Origin of the sequence: Pedobacter sp. ASV1-7 (assembly GCF_040203335.1) — a bacterium.
GTDB lineage: Bacteria > Bacteroidota > Bacteroidia > Sphingobacteriales > Sphingobacteriaceae > Pedobacter.
In genome coordinates, this window is record NZ_JBEHBV010000004.1 from 97,092 (window position 1) to 118,439 (window position 21,348).

Consider the following 21,348-nt stretch of genomic DNA (forward strand, 5'->3'; position numbering starts at 1 on the left):
CAGAGCAGAAGAGAGCGTATCATGACCTAAATATAGATAAATTAACCTCCAACCTTAATCTCCCTGCTAATTCACCCGCTTGTCAACCCTACATATCCATTATGCCTATCCACCCTGCTTGACAAAAAAAATTACCTTCTTTGAGGAGGCCTGAGGCGCTTTTGCTTTTTCAGCAAAAGGTGCCAGACTCCGAAAAGAACGGTTATTTTTTCTTTGCTTCATTCCAATAAACATCCATTTCCGCCAGCGTCATATCCTGCAAAGCTTTTCCATTCTCTTTTGCTTTTTCTTCCAGATATTGAAAACGCTTTATGAATTTTTTATTCGTTTTTTCAAGTGCATTTTCCGGATTAATATTGATGAACCTTGCATAATTGATTAATGAAAATAATAGATCCCCAAACTCAGCTTCAGCCTTTTCAACATCAATCGCTTCATTATCCACTACGTTGAATTCATCTTTAAACTCTTGCATTTCCTCTTCCACTTTTTCCCAAACCTGAGATTTATCTTCCCAATCAAAGCCGACACCACGGGCTTTTTCCTGTATACGACTAGCTTTAACTAATGAAGGAAGACCAGCGGGTACACCGGCTAAAACCGATTTATTACCCTCTTTTAGTTTAAGCTTTTCCCAGTTACGCTTTATATCATGTTCATCTTGTACCTCTACATCACCATAAATATGCGGGTGGCGACTAATGAGTTTATCACATACACTATTCAGTACATCTACAATAGTAAAGTCGTTGGTTTCTGAAGCAATTCTAGCATAAAATACCAGATGCATCATAACATCCCCAAGTTCTTTTTTAACCTCTTCCAGATCACCTTCTAAAATAGCATCAGATAGTTCGTAGGTTTCTTCAATGGTAAGGTGTCTTAAAGTTTCCATAGTCTGTTTCTTGTCCCAGGGACATTCTGTACGTAGTGTGTCTAAAACAGTTAACAGACGAAGAAAAGCAGAAGATGGTTCTGAAGCAGTAACAGGAGGTATATTATTAGGCATTGAGTATTTTATTTTATGACGTTAAAGGTAACAATCATTGAAGTTATTCCTGCTCTTCGAGTTTTATTTTCTTTGTGATACGATATACCTTTCGTTTTTTTGCAGGTTTTTCTTCACCACCAAGTAATATGCCCCATGGTTTCAGCTGGTCTACTTTATCGAAGATAATCTTAAGCACCGCCAGATAAGGGATGCACAGGAACATACCTGAGATGCCCCAGATCATTTCACCAACTACTATGCCGATAAAGGCAAACAAAGCATTGATTTTAACTTTTGAGCCCACTACCAGCGGCATTAAAACGTTGCCGTCAAGTGCATGGATACTTACAAAGGCAATCACCACCAGCAATACCTTTGCTGCACCGGCAGTGGCAAAAGTGATCAGTACACTGATCAGCAATGCTGTAAAAATACCGAGATAAGGAACAATATTAAAAATACCCGAGATCAGTCCCAGCAATACCGCATATTTTACGTTCAGTATCCATAGCGTGAATATCATCAGTACAGTAACGATAAACATTTGTAAAAATAGTCCAGTGATATATTTTTTGATGATGTATTGTACCTGACGAACTATTTCTCCTACTTTTTGTTTGTGCTTTTCTTCGAATACAGAGGTCAGAAAGTTAAAAAGTACACCTCGGTAATTCAGAATAAAAAAGGTAAATAATAATAAGAAAGACAGAAACAGTAAGGTCGATGATAATGTAAGAAGAGTGGCGCCAAGAACTGTTGCGCTTGTCGCTATTGCACTGCTGGCACTGTCTTTAAGATAATCTATCTGCTTTTGAGTATTGACATTAAAGGTTCTTGAAACCCAGTGTTGAATATCGTGAAAGGAGGTTTCGGCCTGGTGTCTCAATAGTGGCCAGTCTTTCCAGAGATCAGTAAGCTGATTGGCTAAGAAGAATAGAATGGAAGATATAACAACAATCATCAAAACTACAGAAATGATTGAGGCTATACTTCTTTTAAACCTCCATTTTTTCTCCATATAATTTGCCATGGGTAACAACAGAAGGGCAAGTAAAAAGGAGGTAAGTAATGGAGCCAGAATAGTTTGCCCTTGAATAGCCAGGTAACCAAGACTGATAATGGAAAATAAAACCATTGCCAGCTTGGTGTAAAATGGTAGGGAGATGTCTTTCATTTGTTGAGGGGCTTTAAGATGTAAATTAACAAAAAACAAATGCCCTGCCAAAATCTTTTATTCCCAGGCACTGGCATCATCAAGTATGGCAATGTCTTCCGTGTTTAGGTGTAGGTTTGCTGCTTTTATCAAGTCTTCAAGTTGAGCAATTGTCGTTACACTGGCAATGGGAGCTGTAACTGATGGTCTTGCAATAAGCCAGGCTAAGGCTATACTTGCCGGATTCGCATTATATTGTTCGGAAACCTGATCAAGTGCATTTAAGATTTTAATGCCGCGGGTGTTAAGATACTTTTTAATGCCCGCACCACGCTGACTTTTATTAAGGTCAGCCTCCGACCTGTATTTTCCACTTAAAAATCCACTGGCTAAAGCATAGTAGTTAATTACCCCCAGCTGATTGTCAACGATTACCTTTTCAAGCTCTTTCTCATATCTTTCACGTTCGTATAGATTATATTCGGGCTGGAAGGTTTGGTATAAAGGCAGGTTCAATCTTTTTGCTGTTTCCAGTGATTCAGTTAAGCGTGCGGCAGAGAAATTGGAAGCACCTATCCAACGTACTTTTCCAGATTTTATAAGTTTGTCGTAAACTTCAAGGGTATCTTCGATTGGTGTTTCCGGATCATCATAGTGCGACTGATATAAATCTATATAATCAGTTTTTAATCTTTTTAAAGAGGCATCTATAGATTTAAGGATATAGTCTTTTGCAAGGCTTTTTTTAGGAGTTCCGGGTATAGAGCCAACTTTGGTAGCAATGATAATCTGTTGCCTGTTTTTGCGTTGTTCCATCCAGTTTCCAATAATGGTTTCTGATTCTCCACCTTTATTGCCAGGTGCCCAGTGTGAGTATGAATCTGCTGTGTCTATAAAGTTGAACCCTGCATTAGTAAAACCATCTAATATTTCAAATGATTGCTTTTCGTCAATAGTCCATCCAAATACATTTCCGCCAAAAGTGATGGGATAAACGAATAAGTCTGAGTTACCTAATTTTCTTTTCTCCATTGTTCCTTTCTGTTTTATAATTTTCATGCTTTAAATGTTCCTGTTGCAGTTGTTGCTGCAAGGTTTTCACGACTTGCGGGATGAAGCATGTTATATGTTTAACAAAAATAGCCGAATGGAGTTTGCTTATAGTCCTTGATTTGTAATTTCCTTAACCTTTTATCGCTCTTAACATTTCTCTTTTACCTGGTGCTCCTGGTAATTTCTCTATGCTAAAACCAATGCTTTTTAGGGCGCGTTTTAATTTCCCTGTAATGGCGTAGGTTACAAAAATACCACCTGGTTTAAGAAACTGGCAAACATGGGCAATGATTTCGTCTGTCCACATTTCTGGCTGATGTTGCACTGAAAAGGCATCATAATAAATCAGATCAAACTGTTGGCTTGTTTCATAACGGTGCAGATGGCTATGTACAATTCTCAAATGTTGTCCTGGAACAATTTGGACAGTTTGTTGTAATGCTTTACCATAATTGTTAACTAATCCTTCCCAAATGTCCTTAGGGACATAATTGTTGTATCCTGTTGATTCTAATTCTTCAATCTGTAAGGGGAATGCCTCTAACGAAGTATAGTTTAACTCAATCTTGTTTTCCTGTCCGTAGGCTGCACTATGTAAAAAGTTTAACCCTGTTCCAAAACCGACTTCCAGGATGTTGATTTGCTGATCAGGGAATGAACTGATGGCGTGTTTTAATCCTGCATCAATAAATACATGGATACTTTCCTGCACAGCACCATGTTTGGAATGATAATGTTCACCAATGGTTTCGTTATAAAAAGTATTGGAGCCGTCTGCAGTTAAAGTGATCTTATTCATTGCTGCAAACTTAGAGAAAATAGTTTTTAACTTTAGGACTTATTAATCGATCGTTATGGATATTGAATCGTTAAGAGACTATTGTCTTAGTTTGAATGGGACTACAGAAGGAATGAAATGGGACCATCTCTGTTTCATGATTGAAGAAAAGATTTTTGTATTGGTATCTCTGGATGATGGACATCTTTGCATGAAGTGTGATCAGGAAGATTTCGATGCTTTAACAGCCAGACCGGGGATTAAGCAAGCACCTCATTTCGCGAGGCGACAATGGGTAGTTCTTGAGGGTTTAGATGCCCTATCTTCTTCAGAACTACAAAGTCGGATTGCTGAATCAAGAAAACTGGTTTTAAGTAAGCTGCCTAAAAAAGTTCAGGCCAAATACCAATAGAAATGCTATTTATTAAACCAGTAATAGATTTTGGTTAATCCAAGTCTTCTGAGGATAGTACCAGTAAAGGAAAATACATTTATCGTCTTCATCTCTTCTTTTTTTATATCTATTTAACATATTTTAACATAAAATATTGTGTTGGAGCTAAAATTTATGTTATAGACCTGTTGTCTGGAGAAGATGATTTAAACTCCTAACTTTTTGCGTTGACCAATGTACAAGCCTGTTACTACCAACAGTGTTCCGGCAATAGTGTAGATTGTTATTGGTTCATCTAAAAGCCACCAGGCATAAAAGAATCCAAACAGCGGACAAAGGAACAGCCATAATGAGGCCTTTACTGTATCTATTTTTAACAGGTAAAACCAACAGATTAAGCCCACTACAGAAACAGCGAGACTGAGCCATAAAACTGAATAAACTAATCGGTTATCAAACTGTATGATACTAAAATCACTCATTATAACGGTAAAAGGGAGTAAAAAGATTCCCCCAAGTGCGACCTGCCAGCCATTGATCAGCAGGTTGGGTAAGGTCCATTTTACCCTTGCATAATATACACTAGCAAAGGAAACAGCAATCATACTGATCATCAATACTGTTACCCCTAATATACTGGTGTTGCTACTTTTTAGTAATGGGTAAGTTGCCAGGCCAATACCTGTCATACCAATGATGATACTGAAAATCTCAGCTTTTGCCGGCTTGCGCCCCATAAGCCATGAAGAAAGCAAGACAATTATTAAGGGATTAGTGGAGGTTGCCAGACTGCCAATTCCTGCCGCAGTATACTTCATAGCATATACGTACAAGCCTAAATACACTGTGGTGTTAAGGAACCCAAAAATAGAGAGCTGCTTCCATTCTGAGGAAGTTGGCATTCTGTATTGTTTATCTCTACTAATGAGGTAGCAAAAACCTAATAAAACAAAGCCTGCGATAAAGAAACGCAGATTTCCAAGTACTAATGGTGGAGCGGATAATATACCAAACTTTGTGGCAACCGAAGCGGAAGCCCATAACATGGCAAAGAGTAAGCCGGTAAGTATCGTTTTCATTACGACAAAGGTACATTATGAAGTAATGTTTTTTGCGCCATTTTATATAAGTTTGTCAAAACTAATTTTTTATAAGAATGAAGAAACTGATTCTGCTGTCGTACCTGATAGCAATTGCTTTTTGTGGTTCTGCCCAAAATAAACAATTGACCATGCAGGATGCGATGAGCAATGCACGTACAACACTTGCACCAGAGAACTTATCTCAAATCCAATTTATTTATGGAACAGAGGAATACATTTATGCAAAACGTGTTGGTAATAGTCCGGTATGGTTTAGTGGTAATGCAAAATCTGCTGTCGATAAACCCTTCCTTACGCTAGCACAATTAAATCAAAAGTTAGCAACTGCTCAAAAAGATACGTTAAAAATGATGCCGATGATTCAGTTCAATCGTGGGCCAGAGTGGATTGTCTATGCTGGTGGTAGCAAGCTAGCTCTTGATCCGGTTAAAAACACTGCAACTGTGTTGGTAGACAAATCATTGATGGGTAAATCTGTTGTGGAAGAAAGTAAGGCTGGTTATGTGGCTTACCTGGATAACTTTAATTTGTTCGTAGCTAAAGGTGGAGATCAGAAGCAGGTAACTACGGATGGTTCAGCAAATATTGTTTACGCTTCTACTGTTCACAGAGAAGAGTTCGGGATTACTAAAGGAACATTCTGGAGTAATAATGGGAAGACACTTGCTTTTTACAGAATGGACCAGAGTATGGTTACTGATTATCCTATCATAGACTGGACAACCAGACCTGCAAAAAACGTAAATATTAAATATCCGATGGCTGACGATAAAAGTCACCATGTAACTGTAGGTGTTTATAATGCCGAGAATAAAACTGTAGTTTATTTAAAAACTGGTGAGCCTGTAGAGCAGTTCTTAACGAATATTGCCTGGAGTCCTGATGATAAATATGTTTATATAGCGGTATTGAACCGTGGACAAAATCACATGAAACTGAATCAGTATGATGCAACAACAGGTGATTTTGTAAAAACTTTATTTGAAGAGAAGGATGATAAATATGTAGAGCCATTGGTACCTATGTTGTTCCTTCAGAATGATCCCTCTAAATTTATCTGGCAAAGCAATAGGGATGGTTGGAATCATTTGTACCTATATGATTTAAAAGGTAAAGTGTTAAAACAGCTGACTAAAGGCCCATGGGAAGTATTAGATGTTAAAGGCTTTGATGCTAAAGGTGATCAGTTGTTTTATGTTTCGACAGAAGAATCTCCGATTACGAGAAATTTATATGTATTGAATGTGAAGTCTGGTAAGTCGCGCAGAATTACGCAGGGTTTTGCAGTGCACAATACTCAGGTCAGTACTTCTGGAAATACCATAATAGATAATTATAGTACACCTGATGCACCAAGGGTAATTCAATTGGTAGAGACTGCTAATGCTAAAGCCAAAATATTGTTAAAAGCTGCTAATCCTTTAGCAAGTTATGCGACTCAGAATTCTTCTATATTTACAATCAAGAGTAAATCTGGTGATGACTTGTACATGAACTTGTATAAGCCGGTAAATTATGATGCAAGTAAAAAATATCCGGTAGTGGTTTACTGGTATGGTGGTCCTCATGCGCAATTGATTACCAACGGCTGGAATGCAGGTGCTGGAGATTACTGGTCTAGGTACATGGCACAAAACGGATATGTTGTATTAACAGTTGATGTTAGAGGTAGTGATAACAGAGGTAAGGCTTTTGAACAGTCAATGTTCCGTCGTGCTGGTGAGGTACAAATGGAAGATATGATGAATGCAGTAGATTACCTGAAAAGTCAGTCTTACGTTGATGCCGATAATATGGGCTTATTTGGATGGAGCTTTGGTGGTTTTGCGACTACCGATTTCATGCTTACACATCCAGGAGTATTTAAAGCTGCAGTTGCGGGTGGACCGGTAATTAACTGGGCTTTTTATGAGATCATGTATACTGAACGTTATATGGATACCCCTCAGGAAAACCCTGAAGGATATGCTGCGACTTATTTGAGTAATAGAGTTGATCAGTTGAAAGGTAAATTGTTGTTAATTCACGGTCAGCAGGATCCGGTTGTTGTACAGCAACATTCAGTTGATTTTGTGAAACATGCAGTTGATAAAGGTGTACAAGTTGATTATATGATATATCCTGGTCATGAACACAATGTGATGGGTAAAGACAGAATTCATTTGTATCAGAAAGTAACGGATTATTTTGACCTTTATTTAAAAGGGGGAAAAAAATAACCGTTCTCTTCAATCGCTGGAATCTTTTCCTGAAGAAGGAAAATTTTCCTATGCGCTTTCAGAGAAGGTAATTTTTTGTTCACAGGGAGCAGAAAGGAATGTGAAGTTTTTTAATTGCCAGGGTATTAAATAAGAACAAATGAGTATACTGATCTTAATTAATTCGTGTGTTTTTTTCTTGTTGAGTCTTTTACATGTGTACTGGGCAATTGGTGGAAAATGGGGAATAAATGTTGCTGTTCCAGTACAAAAGGATGGTCAGAATGTTTTTCAACCTGGTAGGATTGCAACTTTGATAGTGGCTGTGGGATTGTTTTTGTTTAGTATAATAGTTGCAGGTAATCTCGGCTTGTGGAATTCTCAAATCGACTCAAGGTTAATTACAGTAGGGACTTTCATTATTGGAGGGGTTTTTCTGATCAGGGTAATTGGCGACTTTAAATATGTGGGAATTACGAAACATGTTAAAAATACCCGATTTGCTGAATCTGATAATAGGATATTTATTCCTTTGTGTCTTTTTGTAAGCCTTTCTTGTATTATCATTGGTATCTGGGTTTAATTTTTTGGTCACAAGGAGCAGAAAGAAAGGGGGGAGTTCAGCACTCCCCCCTTTCTCTTTTCAAAAAAAATACAGTGCTGTGAGCTGACATGCAAAGATTTTGCTCTTCTGCCAAAGGTTTGAGGAAGCGAATGTCTTTCTTTCTCTTTTCAAAAAAAATACAGTGCTGTGAGCTGACATGCAAAGATTTTGCTCTTCCGCAAAAGATTTGTGGAAGCGAACAGCATCTGTATTTTTTTCCTTATTTTTACGCCTTCAAAATCTGATACTTTCAAAATAATGAGCATTTCTACAAAATACGATCCGGCGGCGACGGAAGACAAATGGTATAGTTACTGGCTTTCAAAGAAGTTTTTTCACTCTGAACCAGATGAGCGGGAGCCTTACACAATTGTAATTCCTCCACCAAACGTCACCGGTGTGCTGCACATGGGCCACATGCTGAATAACACTATTCAGGACGTATTGATTCGTAAGGCACGTATGCAAGGCAAAAATGCATGCTGGGTACCTGGAACTGACCATGCTTCAATTGCTACTGAAGCAAAGGTGGTTGCTATGCTTAAAGAAAGAGGCATTAATAAAGCAGACATTACCAGGGAAGAGTTTTTAAAGTACGCCTGGGAATGGAAAGAAAAATACGGAGGGATCATTCTTGATCAGTTGAAAAAGCTTGGTGCCAGTTGCGACTGGGATCGTACGCGTTTTACGATGGAAGATGATTTGTCTGACGCTGTTATTGATAGCTTTATCCACTTGTATAAAAAAGGTTGGATATATCGTGGTATCCGTATGGTGAACTGGGATCCGGCAGGTAAAACTGCTATTTCTGATGAGGAGGTAATTCGTAAGGAGGTAAACCAGAAGTTGTATTACATCAAATATACCATTTCGGGATCGGATGATTTTATTACCATTGCAACTACACGTCCGGAAACCATTATGGCTGATGCAGCAATATGTATCAACCCTAATGATGAACGTTATACACACTTAAAAGGTAAAAAGGTATTTATTCCATTGATTAACCGTGAAATTCCGGTAATTGAAGATGAATATGTAACGATGGATTTTGGTACTGGCTGTTTAAAAGTTACACCTGCACATGATCTGAACGATTATGAATTGGGTGTTAAACATAAACTGCCTGTTATAGATATTTTAAATGACGACGGTACACTCAATGAGCTTGCTGTAGTTCTGGTTGGTGAAGATCGTTTTATCGCCAGAAAGAAGATAGCTAAGTTGTTAGATGAGGCAGGTCATTTAGAGAAAGTTGAAGATTATAAATCGCAGGTAGGTTTCTCTGAACGTACTGATGCAGCTATTGAACCTAAATTGTCGTTACAGTGGTTCTGTAAAATGGATCAGATGGCAAAGCCGGCACTGGAAGATGTGTTGAACGGTGATGTGAAGCTGATTCCTGAGAAGTTTGTGAACACTTACCGTCACTGGATGGAAAATGTACGTGACTGGAATATTAGTCGCCAGTTATGGTGGGGACAACAGATTCCGGCATGGTATGACAATCAAGGGAATTGGGTTGTTGCTAAAACCAAAGAGGAGGCATTGGATGAGTTCTTAAAACTCAAAGATCCTGATGGGAACTTCACAGTTGATGAGGCTGCGGGTTGTAAAAGCCAGCTTGCCCCATTTGTAAAACAGGATCCTGATGTAATGGATACCTGGTTCTCTTCATGGTTATGGCCTATCTCTGTATTTGACGGATTTAAAAATCCAGATAATCCTGATATCAATTACTATTATCCAACAAATGATCTGGTTACTGCACCTGAAATTCTTTTCTTCTGGGTAGCCAGAATGATTATGGCAGGTCACGAATTCAGAGGACAAAAGCCGTTTACTAATGTATATCTGACAGGTATTGTTAGGGATAAGTTAGGACGTAAGATGTCTAAATCTTTAGGTAATTCTCCTGACCCGATTGGCCTGATTGAAAAATATGGTGCCGACGGCGTGAGGGTAGGGATGCTATTGTGTTCTCCTGCAGGTAACGACCTGATGTTTGATGAAAGCTACTGTGAGCAGGGACGTAATTTTGCCAATAAAATCTGGAACGCATTCCGACTTGTAAAAGGATGGGAAGTAGATGAAAACCTTGAAAATCCAAATCAGCAAGCCATATTGTGGTTCGAGAATCGTTTTAACGAAGCTTTAGCTGAAATAGAAGATAACTTTAAACAGTACCGCTTGTCGGAAGCTTTAATGGCTACCTACAAATTGGTTTGGGATGATTTCTGTGCCTGGTACCTGGAAATGGTTAAACCTGCTTATCAGCAACCAGTAGATGCAGAAACTTTAAAAGCTACTGCTGGCTTCTTCGAGAAAGTATTAACCTTACTTCACCCATTCATGCCTTTCATTACTGAAGAATTATGGCATGATGAATTGTTTGGCGAAAAAGGGGAAATGGATTGCTGTATCGTTGCCAGCTATCCTGTTGTTGGAACTGCTGATGCTATCTTGCTTAAGGAAGTAGAAGTGATCAAAACACTGGTTGCTGAATTAAGAAATGTAAGAAATACAAAACAGATTTCTCCAAAAGAGGCATTACCATTAGCTATAAAAGTTAACTCTGGATTAGATTATGAAAAATGGTTAAATATTGTTTTCAAGCTGGCTAACATTAGTCAGGTTGAATTGGTAAATGACAAGATTCCGGGAGCAGTAAGTTTCATGGTAGGCAAAGATGAGTTCTTTATTCACTTAAATGAAGCGATTGATGCTGATGCAGAAAGAGAACGTCTGAATGCTGAATTGGTGTATCTGCAAGGCTTTTTAAAGTCAGTAAATGCCAAACTTAGCAATGAACGTTTTGTGCAGAATGCAAAAGCTGAAATCATTCAGAATGAAAGAAATAAACAGGCAGATGCGGAAGGTAAAATCAAGATAATTGAAGAAAGTTTAGCTGCTTTAGCTTAAGGGAAAAAATTACCATTCTCCTCAATCGCTGGAATCTTTTTCCTGAAGAAGGAAAAAGTTCCTATGCGCTTTCAGAGAAGGTAGATTTTTTCTAAAGCATGATGCTTAAGCAAAATGGTTAATAAACTTACAAACAAAGAGGCAAGGATGTCACATCCCTGCCTCTTTAATTTTATGCACCATGCTGATCTTATATCATATTGATTATACATCAGGTAATACACCATGTCGGCTATGCACCATGCTTGACACAAAAAATACCTTCTCTGAGGCGGCCTGAGGCGCTTTTTCCCTTCGGGAAAAGATGCCAGACGCAGAAGAGAATGGTTATTTTTGACCTTTATAAGGAGTTTCGAAGAATCACTTTTGCCGGATCCCTCATCATGATCGTTTTTTTCGTTAGGATTGCCTTAGCCGCTTCTTCACCCATTTTGTTAAAGTCAGTACTGATTACAGTGATTCCGTTCTCCAGTATTTCTTTAACTGCCGTATCATTGTAAGAAATAAGGCCAATATCCTTACCCAATGTCCATTTGTTTTTCCTTGCCAGTTTAATGATCGATACGTCATCCTGATCATATCTGCTAAATGTGATATAAGCATCACCTTTTTTGCAAGAGTTCTCGTCTACAGTATTGTAAATAATATGATTTTTATTATTCAGTTTACAGAAAGTCTCGAATCCATTAATTACTTCCCTGGCATGAAATGCTTCAAGTGGTGCGATCAGTACCAGTCTGGAATACTTGTCCAGTTGTGGGGCCAGTTCAGTCAGTGATTCCTGGATATCCGTTTTATAATCCTGATAAATGCAGGTATAATCTCCACTCAGATTCTTTTCCTCATAATCCAGAATGATTCTCTTTTGAGCTGGAATACGATTAATTACTTCTGTGGTATTGCCATGCAGAAAGGTTGTAATCACAAAATGAGTATAGTTTGATAAGTTCTCATTTATCAGCTTTTCAAATACTTTAAAATTATGGTGATGGAAGTAAACATCAACTACACCCTTATCTTTGATTGTTTTAAGGAAGGAATCATATACCCTGTCTCTTAAAACATTCATCTTATCCAGAATCATGCATATACGATAAGGCTGATACTGTTTTTTCTTTTTTACATAATAGCCTTTCCGGTATTCAGACTCAATAATTCCTTTTTCCGATAAGTAGTTAAGCCCTTTTAATGCCGTCTCTTTACTGATTTTTAACTTTTCAATTAATTGATTTAAAGAAGGAAGTCTGTCATTGATTTTGAGTTCTTCTATTTCAATGAGGTGGTTGATGTATTCCGCCAATTGCAGATACTTCATTCTGTGCACAGAAGCCGGAGCTGTTTCATTCTCTGCGATTTTCTTTCCAGTTTTATGTTTTGAAGTTGAGGGCATATGTTTTTATTCCATTGCAAAACTAAACATATTTTTGAAAAAAGCAACCCATACCATACCAAACCAAAATGAAATAATTTTTTATAGTCTTTGTTATATTAATTAATTGATTTTCAGTTGTTTGTTTTGTTTGTTTTGTTTCGTAACAGGGATGTTGTGATAATAAAATTTAAATTTTGTTTGAAAATTAAGATTAATTTCTACTTTTGTTATGTCGGTTAAAACCAAACCAGACCAAACCAAATATGAGCAACGTATTTTTAACCCAAAAAACGAGCGTTACATCTTTTTGTACAACGTCTCCACCTGTCAAGAAGCACATCTTTCAAGAAGTCCTTTTCACTTTTCTATAAGCCAAATTATAAACTAATCAATGTATGTAATGAAATTTTACTTTGTATTTATCTGTTCAGTTTTGAGTGTTTTATCCGTTCGGGCGGCTAATTATTCAGAACACAATTTTGCGCTAAGTAAGAAGTCTTCCAGTATTAAGACTAATTATTCAGGCCATAATGAAATGGCACTTCTAAAAAGTGCTGCTGTTTATGTTTCGGGAGTAGTAAGGGATGACAATGGTGATGTTTTACCGGGCGTAAGCATCAGATTAAAAGGCTCAAACGCAGTTACCCAAACAAATGGTAACGGAGCTTTTAAATTTTCGATTCCTGAATTAAAGGGTACTTTAGTTTTCTCCTATACAGGATTTGTAACTAAGGAAGTGCCGATTACTACTGCCACGGTATATAATGTAAAACTTGAATCAAGTACAAGTACGCTGGACGACGTAATTGTGGTAGGTTATGGTACAAGTACTAAACGTGATTTAACAGGTGCTGTTGGTTCTGTTAATGTGGTAGACTTACAAAAGGCTCCTGTAGCCTCCTTTGAAGAAGCCTTGGCAGGGAGACTTGCAGGCGTTCAGGTATCAGCTTCAGATGGTCAGCCAGGTGCACCTTTACAGATCACGATCAGAGGAAATAATTCGGTAACACAAAGTAATTCCCCTTTGTATGTAATAGATGGTTTCCCAATGGAAGATCCAGAAAATAATACTCTAAACCCGGCTGAAATTGAATCTATGGAAGTATTGAAAGATGCTTCTGCTACAGCTATTTACGGTGCCAGAGGTGCAAATGGTGTTTTTATCATTACGACTAAGAAAGGTAAAATCGGGACTCCAACAATCAGTTACCAGAATTACTTCGGTATTCAGGAAAACATCAGACAACAGAAAATGATGAGTCCTTATGAATTTGTAAAGTACCAGATAGAATTTAACCCATCGGTATATACACCTATTTATTTAAAAAATGGGAGAGACCTGGACTATTATAAAGGAGTAGAAGGGATAAACTGGCAAGATAAAATTTACAGAACTGGTAATGTACAAAACCATTTTTTATCGTTAAATGGTGGTACCGATAAAACCAGGTATTCCATTTCTGGTTCCATATTAGATCAGCAAGGAATTATAATAAATAGTGGTTTCCGTCGCTACCAAGGTCGGGTTGTATTAGATCAAACTGTTACACCTAAACTGAGAGTTGGTATAAATGCGAATTATACAAATACAAAAACATACGGAACAATAGCTACAGAACAGAATGGGAGTGCCACTGCAAGTTTAATGTATAGTGTTTGGGGCTATAGACCTGTAACAGGTGATCCTTTAATGGATGAGCAACTTTTAGAAGAGCCTTTTGATCCCGAGATTGATCCTACTGCAGAATATCGTATTAACCCGTTCATCTCTACTACAAATGAATACAATCCTTCATTTGTAAATGCTTTGAGCGTTAATACCTATGCCGAGTATAAGTTCGGACAAAACCTGACTTTCAGAACCACTGGAAGTATTGTAAATAGAAATACTAGAAAAGAAATATTTAACAATTCAAATACTCGCGCTGGTAATCCGCTTTCTAGCGTAAATGGTGTGAATGGTTCAATTTTGCATTATGATGTGACAAATTTGTTGAATGAAAATACATTGACATACAAAAAGAGCTTAAATAAGGTTCATAATGTAAATGCGGTAGCTGGATTTACACTGCAGGAAATATCTAATTCAAATTCTGGATTCGGCGCAAGCATGTTACCGAATGAGTCATTGGGTATTAGTGGTATAGAAGAAGGGATTCCTTTTAGATTACTATCCGGTAGTTCTAAATCAGCATTGATGTCATTCCTGACAAGGGTTAATTACAGTTATAAGTCGAGGTATTTACTAACTGCTAGTTTCAGAGCAGATGGATCTTCAAAATTTGCTCCTCAAAACAGGTGGGCATACTTTCCTTCTGGATCTGCGGCATGGTTAATAAGTGAGGAAAGTTTTATGAAAAATATTTCATTTATATCAAATGCTAAAGTGCGTGCCAGTTATGGTTTAACCGGAAACAATAGGGTGTCAGATTATGCAAGTATGCTGGCCATGCAGATTAACAATGGCTCTGGCTATAACTTTAATAATTCTGCAATGAACGGCATTGTGCCATTCACTTTAGGAAATAAAGATTTGAAATGGGAAACTACCAGTCAGGCCGATATAGGTATTGATTTAGGCTTGTTTAAAAATAAGGTTACCATTACTGCTGATTATTACAGTAAGAAAACTTATGATTTATTGCTAAATTCTTCTTTGGCGCCTTCACAAGGTTACCTTAATGGTTTGAGAAACGTTGGTAAAGTGGGTAACAAAGGGTTTGAGTTTACTATAAATACGATAAACATAAAAAACAAAAATTTCTCATGGAATACGAATTTCAATATTTCATTTAACAGAAATAAAGTGTTAGCACTTACTGAGGAAGATCCTTCTATTTTATCCAGAATAACATGGGGTAACTTTAATAATGCGTATCCGTACATTGCAATCCCAGGGAAACCAATTGCATTGTTGTATGGATATGTTTGGGATGGCGTATATCAGTATAGTGATTTCAATCAGCTCTCTAATGGTAACTATATGCTGAAAGATAATATTCCTAACAATGGTCAATCCCGTGCCACTGTTCAACCTGGATTTATAAAATACAAAGACCTTAATGGTGATGGAGTAGTTGATGGTTTTGATCAGACAATTATAGGAAATCCTAACCCAACTCATACAGGTGGATTTTCAAACAACTTTACCTATAAAGGATTTGATTTAAATGTGTTTTTTCAATGGTCTTATGGTAATGATTTACTGAACGCTAACAGAATAGTATTTGAAGGCGGTGAGAACCGTAACTCTCTGAATATGTTTGCTTCTTATGCTAACCGTTGGACACCGGAAAATCAAACCAATGAGCTTTATAAGGTTTATGGACAGGGGCCTTTAGTATACTCTTCAAGAACAATTGAAGATGGTTCCTACCTTAGGTTAAAAACAGTTGCGCTAGGATATACCTTTATCAATGCCTTGCTTAAGAGCATAAAGGTTAAGACATTAAGAGTTTATGCTTCCGGACAAAATCTTTATACCTGGACAAATTATACTGGCTTAGATCCAGAGGTATCTACTTTTGCATCAGCACTTACACCCGGGTTCGACTGGTCCGCTTATCCAAAGGCTAGAACTGTAACTTTTGGAATTAACCTAACATTATAATTCTAATCAATTTTATATGAAAAGTTTTATTTATTTATTTAGCATACTGCTCATATCCTCCTTTACATCATGTTCAAAGTTTCTGGATTTAGAGCCAACGGATTTTAAAACACCTGAAAATTATTTCAATACTGAAAGTGAAATGAATATTGCTCTGGCAGGGGTATATAATAAGCTTACTGATGAAAGAACTTACAGAAGAGGTTTATTTACTTATTTGTCAATAAGCGACGAGTTTTTTTATAGAAATGTTTCAACAAGCTCAATCTTTGTATTAGATTTTGATGCTGCTCATGTTGATGTAGGGAGATTTTGGGAAGCTTGCTACCAGGGGATAGATCGGGCAAATTTGTTACTCGAAAATATTAACAAGCCTGAGATGAGCGATGAAAAAAGAGCCGCTATTCATGGTGAAGCATTGTTTTTGAGAGGGTATTATTATTTTCTTCTGGCTGATAATTTCGGAGCTGTTCCATTGAAATTAGTTTCCAGCAAAAATCCTGTTGAAAAAGCATTACCAAGATCACCTGTAAAAGATGTTTATGATCAGATCTTAAAGGACATGACTGAGGCTTATCCATTAGTGATGGATATTAAAAAAGATGGTGTAAGTGGTGGACTTGAATATACTGAACGCATTACTAAATCTGCAGTAGCTGGCATATTAGCTAAGGTTTGTTTAACCATGGCAGGTCAGCAGTTAAATGACAATTCAAAGTATGCAGAAGCATTAAAATGGTCGGAACTGGTGATCAACTCTGGCAGACATGCATTAAACCCTGATTTCAAACAGATATTTATTAATGCAGCTAAAGATATTGCTGATCCTAAAGAATGCATTTGGGAGATAGGTTTTTATGGGAACAATACGGGGAACATTATGCAAGGTGGTACATTGGGTATTAGTAATGGCATTACCAGTACAGATATGAATAATCCTGGATATTCAACAGGGCCTATCAATGTTACAGCGAGGTTATATAACTTGTATAATGCAAATGATGTTCGTCGAGATTGGTCTATTGCGCCATTTAAATACACGACTACCGATAACGTGACTACTGAAACATATTGGACAAGTACTCAGATTTACGACCGTAATATTGGTAAATGGCGTCGCCAATATGAAACTGTAGCTCCAAAAACAAAGAGTTTTAACTCTGTTAACTTTCCGGTATTGCGTTACTCTGATGTGTTATTGATGTATGCCGAGGCTTATAATGAAGTTTACGGTGCTCCCAACTTACAGGCCGAGACTTATGTGAATATGGTTAGAAGAAGAGGGTATAATAAACCAGTAGACCAACCAGCTCCTACAGTTGATATTGCTACAAACTTGTCGAAGGTCAAGTTTCTTGAGGCCATTCAGGATGAGCGGGCAAGGGAATTTGCTTTTGAGGGTATGAGGCAACATGATTTAAAACGTTGGGGTATTTATGTTTCGAAAATGGCTTCACTGGTTACAGAAACTGCCACTGCACCATCTAATTGGAGATACTCAGGTTCTGCAGGTAAAAATGTAACTGTAAGAAATTTGCTTTTACCTATACCTAATTCAGAAATAGTGCTTAACCCGAACATAGGTGTTCACGATCAAAATCCAGGATGGTAAGCTGTTTTAAAATAAATACTAGAAAAATGAAATATCAAACTTTCGTCATCGGTACGCTATTTATTTTACTTTCTTCATGTTCAAAAGAGAAAGTGGAAGAACCAAAATTTAATGTCTCTGCATCTTCATTAACTGCTAAGGTAGGAGAGGAAATTGCATTTCAATTCTCCGGAAACCCTGATAATATTACTTTCTATTCTGGTGAGGATGGGAAAAAGTATGAATATCGTAATCGTACAAGCTTGCCAGGTAAGCTGCAAATTCAGTTTACATCACTTGTGCAATGGGGAACACGCAGTAACCTGTCTTTATTTGTAACTACAGATATCGCTGGAAAAATAGATGCCAGTACAGTTGAAAATGCCGAATGGACAGATATTACTAATCGCGCAGTATTTTCGACGGGGATAGACAATACGCCATCAGGTGTAATTGACCTTTCAGAATTCTCTGATCTGGGAAAACCGGTTAATATTGCCTTCAGATATACAGATGTGAAAAGTACGACGGCACAACAAAACAGATGGGTGATCAGGACATTTAATGCTGGTACAGTACGTAATGACGTTGTCACTCCATTGGCTGTGATGGCTGATGCAGGATGGGTAGGTGTAAGTTTTAAAAATCCTACAAATGTCTGGACGATTACTGCTGCGCAACTGTTAATGTATGGAGGTCCAATTGGAGCAGAAGACAATGAAGATTGGGTAGTTTCTAAACAGTTGGATCCAAACTTTATTAAATCGGATGTAGGCTTTGTTCTTAAGAATATAAGTGCACCAAGAAATGATTTTAGCTATAAGTACAACAAAGCTGGTGTGTATAAAGCTTCTTTCTTAGCATCTAATATGATAGGAAAAACCTCAAAAGAAGTAGTTAAAGAATTAACGATAACAGTAACTCAATAAGATCTGATCAAGCTAATACCGTAATATCCATGATTTTTAGAAAGTACTTATTTTATATTTCCTTGTTTTGCTGTTTATCAATAGCTATTACTAGTATAAGCTGGGAGTCTGATAATAGTGTTGCCCTAAAGGGAACGTCATTAAATTTACGTTGGGAGAATAAATCCAAAGGCTGGAAGTTTGCTGCAATCCAGGTTAAAGATAAAAAACGTTGGATAGATATGCCAGTTCCGGATGGAGGTTATACTTTATTGTATGCAGCAACAAAACCTCCTATTACTGATTCTGTGTTATTCATTGATGGGAAAAAAGTAGATTTCCCTGAGTTTATCTATCGTTATGCTGTTTCACATTGGAAGGGCGTCATTAGTCCGGTTCAATTAAATACTGCCGGTGAAGCGCATTATTTTTACCCTAAAAAAGTAGCTCAGGCAATCGATAAGTCGCTGGTATTTTCAGATGAATCCGGATTTGCGAAAATGAAATCAGAATGGAAAATTGACCCGAAATATCCGACTGATGTTTTAGTAACATTAACTTTAACTGCAAATAAAGAAGGTTATTTTTCTATAGCTAGTCCTACGCTTGCCAATATTTCAAAAGATCAGCTTGCCTGGGGTTTAATACCGGGATATTTTCAGGGTGCAATGGTAGAAGCTGATTTTGTTAAGGCGTATGCTTATGGGCAAGGAATTCCCGATAGACCTGTTATTGTAAGAGAACGTGCTGCAAGTACACTTTCGCCGTTAATGAGCTTAAAAAATGGTATTACAATGGCGGTGATACCTGATCCCTCTGTAGGAAGAAATCCTTGGGAGAAAGATAAGAGTACACATACAGAGTGGAAAGTAGGCCTGTCGTTAATGAACAGAAAATCACAACTTAGTCCAACCATATATCACCCTGTACTGGGAGAAAAAGGTTCTTATCTGAAGAAAGGTGAAAGTACAACTTTTACTTTCAGGTATAGCTTGCAAGCGAAGGGTTGGTATGATGTATTTAAACATGCTGTGAACGACATCTACCGCTTCAAAGATTTTTTATCGCTCAAACAAACTGCTCAGTCATTAACAGATAGAATATCTGCTATGCATACCTATCTGATGGACTCGAAAACGTCTATGTGGAAGACTGAACAATATAAAGGTCTGACAATTGGTGCTCAAGCATATCTTGGAGGTGTTCTGGGGTCTGAAAAAGATGCCATGAAAAACTCAGATTATGGAGCAATGTGGATGATTGCAAAAATTGCAAATGACAGCGCTTTAAAAGCAGACAGACTTCCATATGCACGTAATTTTAAACTGCTTCAACAAGAAGATGAGCCTGGGTTTTTGCAAGGTGCTGCAATTGGTCAGTATTATCTTACTAAAAGCAAGAAGTTTACTGAAGAGTGGGGACCTTATGTTGAACCTATTGGTTTAACCTATTATACAATGATGGACATTGGCAATGTGTTATTGTTTGAACCTCAGGATAAGGAACTGAAAAATCGTTTAAAACAAGGTGCTGAGAGGTTGATGAAATGGCAGAATCCATCAGGAGGATGGGTAGTTGCTTATGACAGAGCAACTCATAAGCAGTTATTTAATGAGCTTGAGGATTTGAGGCCAACCTTTTATGGCCTTGTAATTGCATATCGTATTTTGGGAGATAAAAAATACCTTGATGCTGCAGTTAAAGGTGCAGATTGGTACATTAAAAATGCAGTTGATAAAGGTCATTTCTTAGGTGTTTGCGGTGATGCAAGATTTGTACCTGATTTTGCTACTGGACAAAGTGTGCAGGCTTTATTAGATCTTTACGACCTTACCAAAAAAGATTCTTATTTGAATGCGGCAATAAAAACTGCCCGTTATTATACAACCTCTATTTATACGCATCCAATACCAACAAAAGAGTTTAAAACGGTTAAAGGAATAAAAAGAGAAGATTGGGAAGTTAGTCAGGTTGGTTTAAGTTTTGAGCATGGAGGTAATATTGGTTCTACGAATTCATTGGGACCAATATTGCTGGCTAGTCATGCCGGTATGTTTGTCCGCATGTACAACCTAACTAAGGATCAGATCTATTTAGATATGGCAAGAGCTGCTGCCTGGGGAAGGGATGCTTTTGTAGATAAGAACACAAACGTTGCTTCTTATTACTGGACTGCAATGAATGCCGGACCTGGTTCATTTCCTCACCATGCGTGGTGGCAGATAGGCTGGATAACAGATTATTTAATGGCAGAAGTTGAACTTCGTAGTCAGAATCAGATTATTTTTCCACGTGGTTTTATAACACCAAAAGTAGGCCCGCATCAAAGTTATGGATTTGCTCCTGGCAAAGTATATGGTAACATAGCTTCATTAAAGTTAATCGATGGTCTTTTGAAAGCTGAGCATCCAACTGTAGATCATGTCATCGCCATTAATAGTGATGAGAAGAAATGTTATCTGATGCTGTTGAACAATAGTGTAAATAGTCTTAAAACAAAGGTTGAAGTTCATACGGAAAAGATTCCTGGTGCCTCAGCTGCTAAAATAAAGAGTGCTGCATTTATAGGTGCCGATGGTAAAAAAGGAGCTAAGATAGATACAAGCAAATCATTGAATATCGAGTTTGCTCCTAATGGTTTAAAAGTTATTGAAGTACTTTACTAAAAAGG

Annotated in this window: 14 protein-coding genes; 8 read left to right on the top strand and 6 right to left on the bottom strand. The window is 37.5% G+C overall.

Going from position 1 to position 21,348, the window contains the following annotated elements; all coding sequences use genetic code 11:
- Positions 1-202 precede the first annotated feature (202 nt).
- The 4 genes from mazG to mnmC2 all read right to left on the bottom strand — a co-directional run bounded on the left by mazG (position 203) and on the right by mnmC2 (position 3,996).
- Entirely contained in the window at positions 203-1,009 is an 807-nt protein-coding gene (gene mazG, locus ABDJ41_RS10805) for a nucleoside triphosphate pyrophosphohydrolase (protein WP_349786016.1), read from the bottom strand.
- Between the two features lie 43 nt (positions 1,010-1,052).
- Entirely contained in the window at positions 1,053-2,165 is a 1,113-nt protein-coding gene (locus ABDJ41_RS10810; protein ID WP_349786017.1) for an AI-2E family transporter, read from the bottom strand.
- Between the two features lie 57 nt (positions 2,166-2,222).
- Positions 2,223-3,176 (bottom strand): aldo/keto reductase, encoded by a 954-nt coding sequence (locus ABDJ41_RS10815; RefSeq protein ID WP_349786375.1) that lies wholly within the window; start codon positions 3,174-3,176, stop codon positions 2,223-2,225.
- A gap of 151 nt (positions 3,177-3,327) precedes the next feature.
- Complete coding sequence (mnmC2, locus tag ABDJ41_RS10820; protein WP_349786018.1) at positions 3,328-3,996, bottom strand: tRNA (5-methylaminomethyl-2-thiouridine)(34)-methyltransferase MnmC2; 669 nt, start codon at positions 3,994-3,996, stop codon at positions 3,328-3,330.
- A 55-nt stretch (positions 3,997-4,051) separates the two neighbouring features.
- Between mnmC2 and ABDJ41_RS10825 the strand changes: the two genes are divergently transcribed.
- Positions 4,052-4,387 (top strand): MmcQ/YjbR family DNA-binding protein, encoded by a 336-nt coding sequence (locus ABDJ41_RS10825; protein ID WP_349786019.1) that lies wholly within the window; start codon positions 4,052-4,054, stop codon positions 4,385-4,387.
- 188 nt (positions 4,388-4,575) lie between these two features.
- Here the strand turns inward: ABDJ41_RS10825 and ABDJ41_RS10830 are convergent, their stop codons facing one another.
- Positions 4,576-5,448 (bottom strand): DMT family transporter, encoded by an 873-nt coding sequence (locus ABDJ41_RS10830; protein WP_349786020.1) that lies wholly within the window; start codon positions 5,446-5,448, stop codon positions 4,576-4,578.
- 77 nt (positions 5,449-5,525) lie between these two features.
- On the opposite strand from ABDJ41_RS10830, the gene ABDJ41_RS10835 reads away from it, so the two are divergent.
- The 3 genes from ABDJ41_RS10835 to ABDJ41_RS10845 all read left to right on the top strand — a co-directional run bounded on the left by ABDJ41_RS10835 (position 5,526) and on the right by ABDJ41_RS10845 (position 11,196).
- A complete protein-coding gene (locus tag ABDJ41_RS10835; RefSeq protein WP_349786021.1) occupies positions 5,526-7,691 on the top strand; it encodes a S9 family peptidase in 2,166 nt (721 codons plus the stop codon).
- Between the two features lie 139 nt (positions 7,692-7,830).
- On the top strand, positions 7,831-8,253 hold the full coding sequence (locus ABDJ41_RS10840) for a DUF3995 domain-containing protein (protein WP_349786022.1): 423 nt from the start codon (positions 7,831-7,833) through the stop codon (positions 8,251-8,253).
- A gap of 279 nt (positions 8,254-8,532) precedes the next feature.
- Positions 8,533-11,196, top strand: coding sequence for a valine--tRNA ligase (locus tag ABDJ41_RS10845; RefSeq protein WP_349786023.1), 2,664 nt, complete (start codon positions 8,533-8,535; stop codon positions 11,194-11,196).
- Positions 11,197-11,536: 340 nt separating this feature from the next.
- On the opposite strand, the gene ABDJ41_RS10850 is transcribed toward ABDJ41_RS10845, so the two are convergent.
- Complete coding sequence (locus ABDJ41_RS10850; protein WP_349786025.1) at positions 11,537-12,586, bottom strand: GntR family transcriptional regulator; 1,050 nt, start codon at positions 12,584-12,586, stop codon at positions 11,537-11,539.
- Positions 12,587-12,968: 382 nt separating this feature from the next.
- On the opposite strand from ABDJ41_RS10850, the gene ABDJ41_RS10855 reads away from it, so the two are divergent.
- The 4 genes from ABDJ41_RS10855 to ABDJ41_RS10870 are packed head-to-tail and all read left to right on the top strand — an operon-like array spanning position 12,969 to position 21,343.
- Positions 12,969-16,178 (top strand): SusC/RagA family TonB-linked outer membrane protein, encoded by a 3,210-nt coding sequence (locus tag ABDJ41_RS10855; RefSeq protein ID WP_349786026.1) that lies wholly within the window; start codon positions 12,969-12,971, stop codon positions 16,176-16,178.
- Positions 16,179-16,194: 16 nt separating this feature from the next.
- A complete protein-coding gene (locus tag ABDJ41_RS10860; protein ID WP_349786027.1) occupies positions 16,195-17,790 on the top strand; it encodes a RagB/SusD family nutrient uptake outer membrane protein in 1,596 nt (531 codons plus the stop codon).
- 26 nt (positions 17,791-17,816) lie between these two features.
- Entirely contained in the window at positions 17,817-18,698 is an 882-nt protein-coding gene (locus ABDJ41_RS10865; RefSeq protein WP_349786028.1) for a DUF5017 domain-containing protein, read from the top strand.
- 29 nt (positions 18,699-18,727) lie between these two features.
- Complete coding sequence (locus ABDJ41_RS10870; RefSeq protein ID WP_349786029.1) at positions 18,728-21,343, top strand: beta-L-arabinofuranosidase domain-containing protein; 2,616 nt, start codon at positions 18,728-18,730, stop codon at positions 21,341-21,343.
- Positions 21,344-21,348 lie beyond the last annotated feature (5 nt).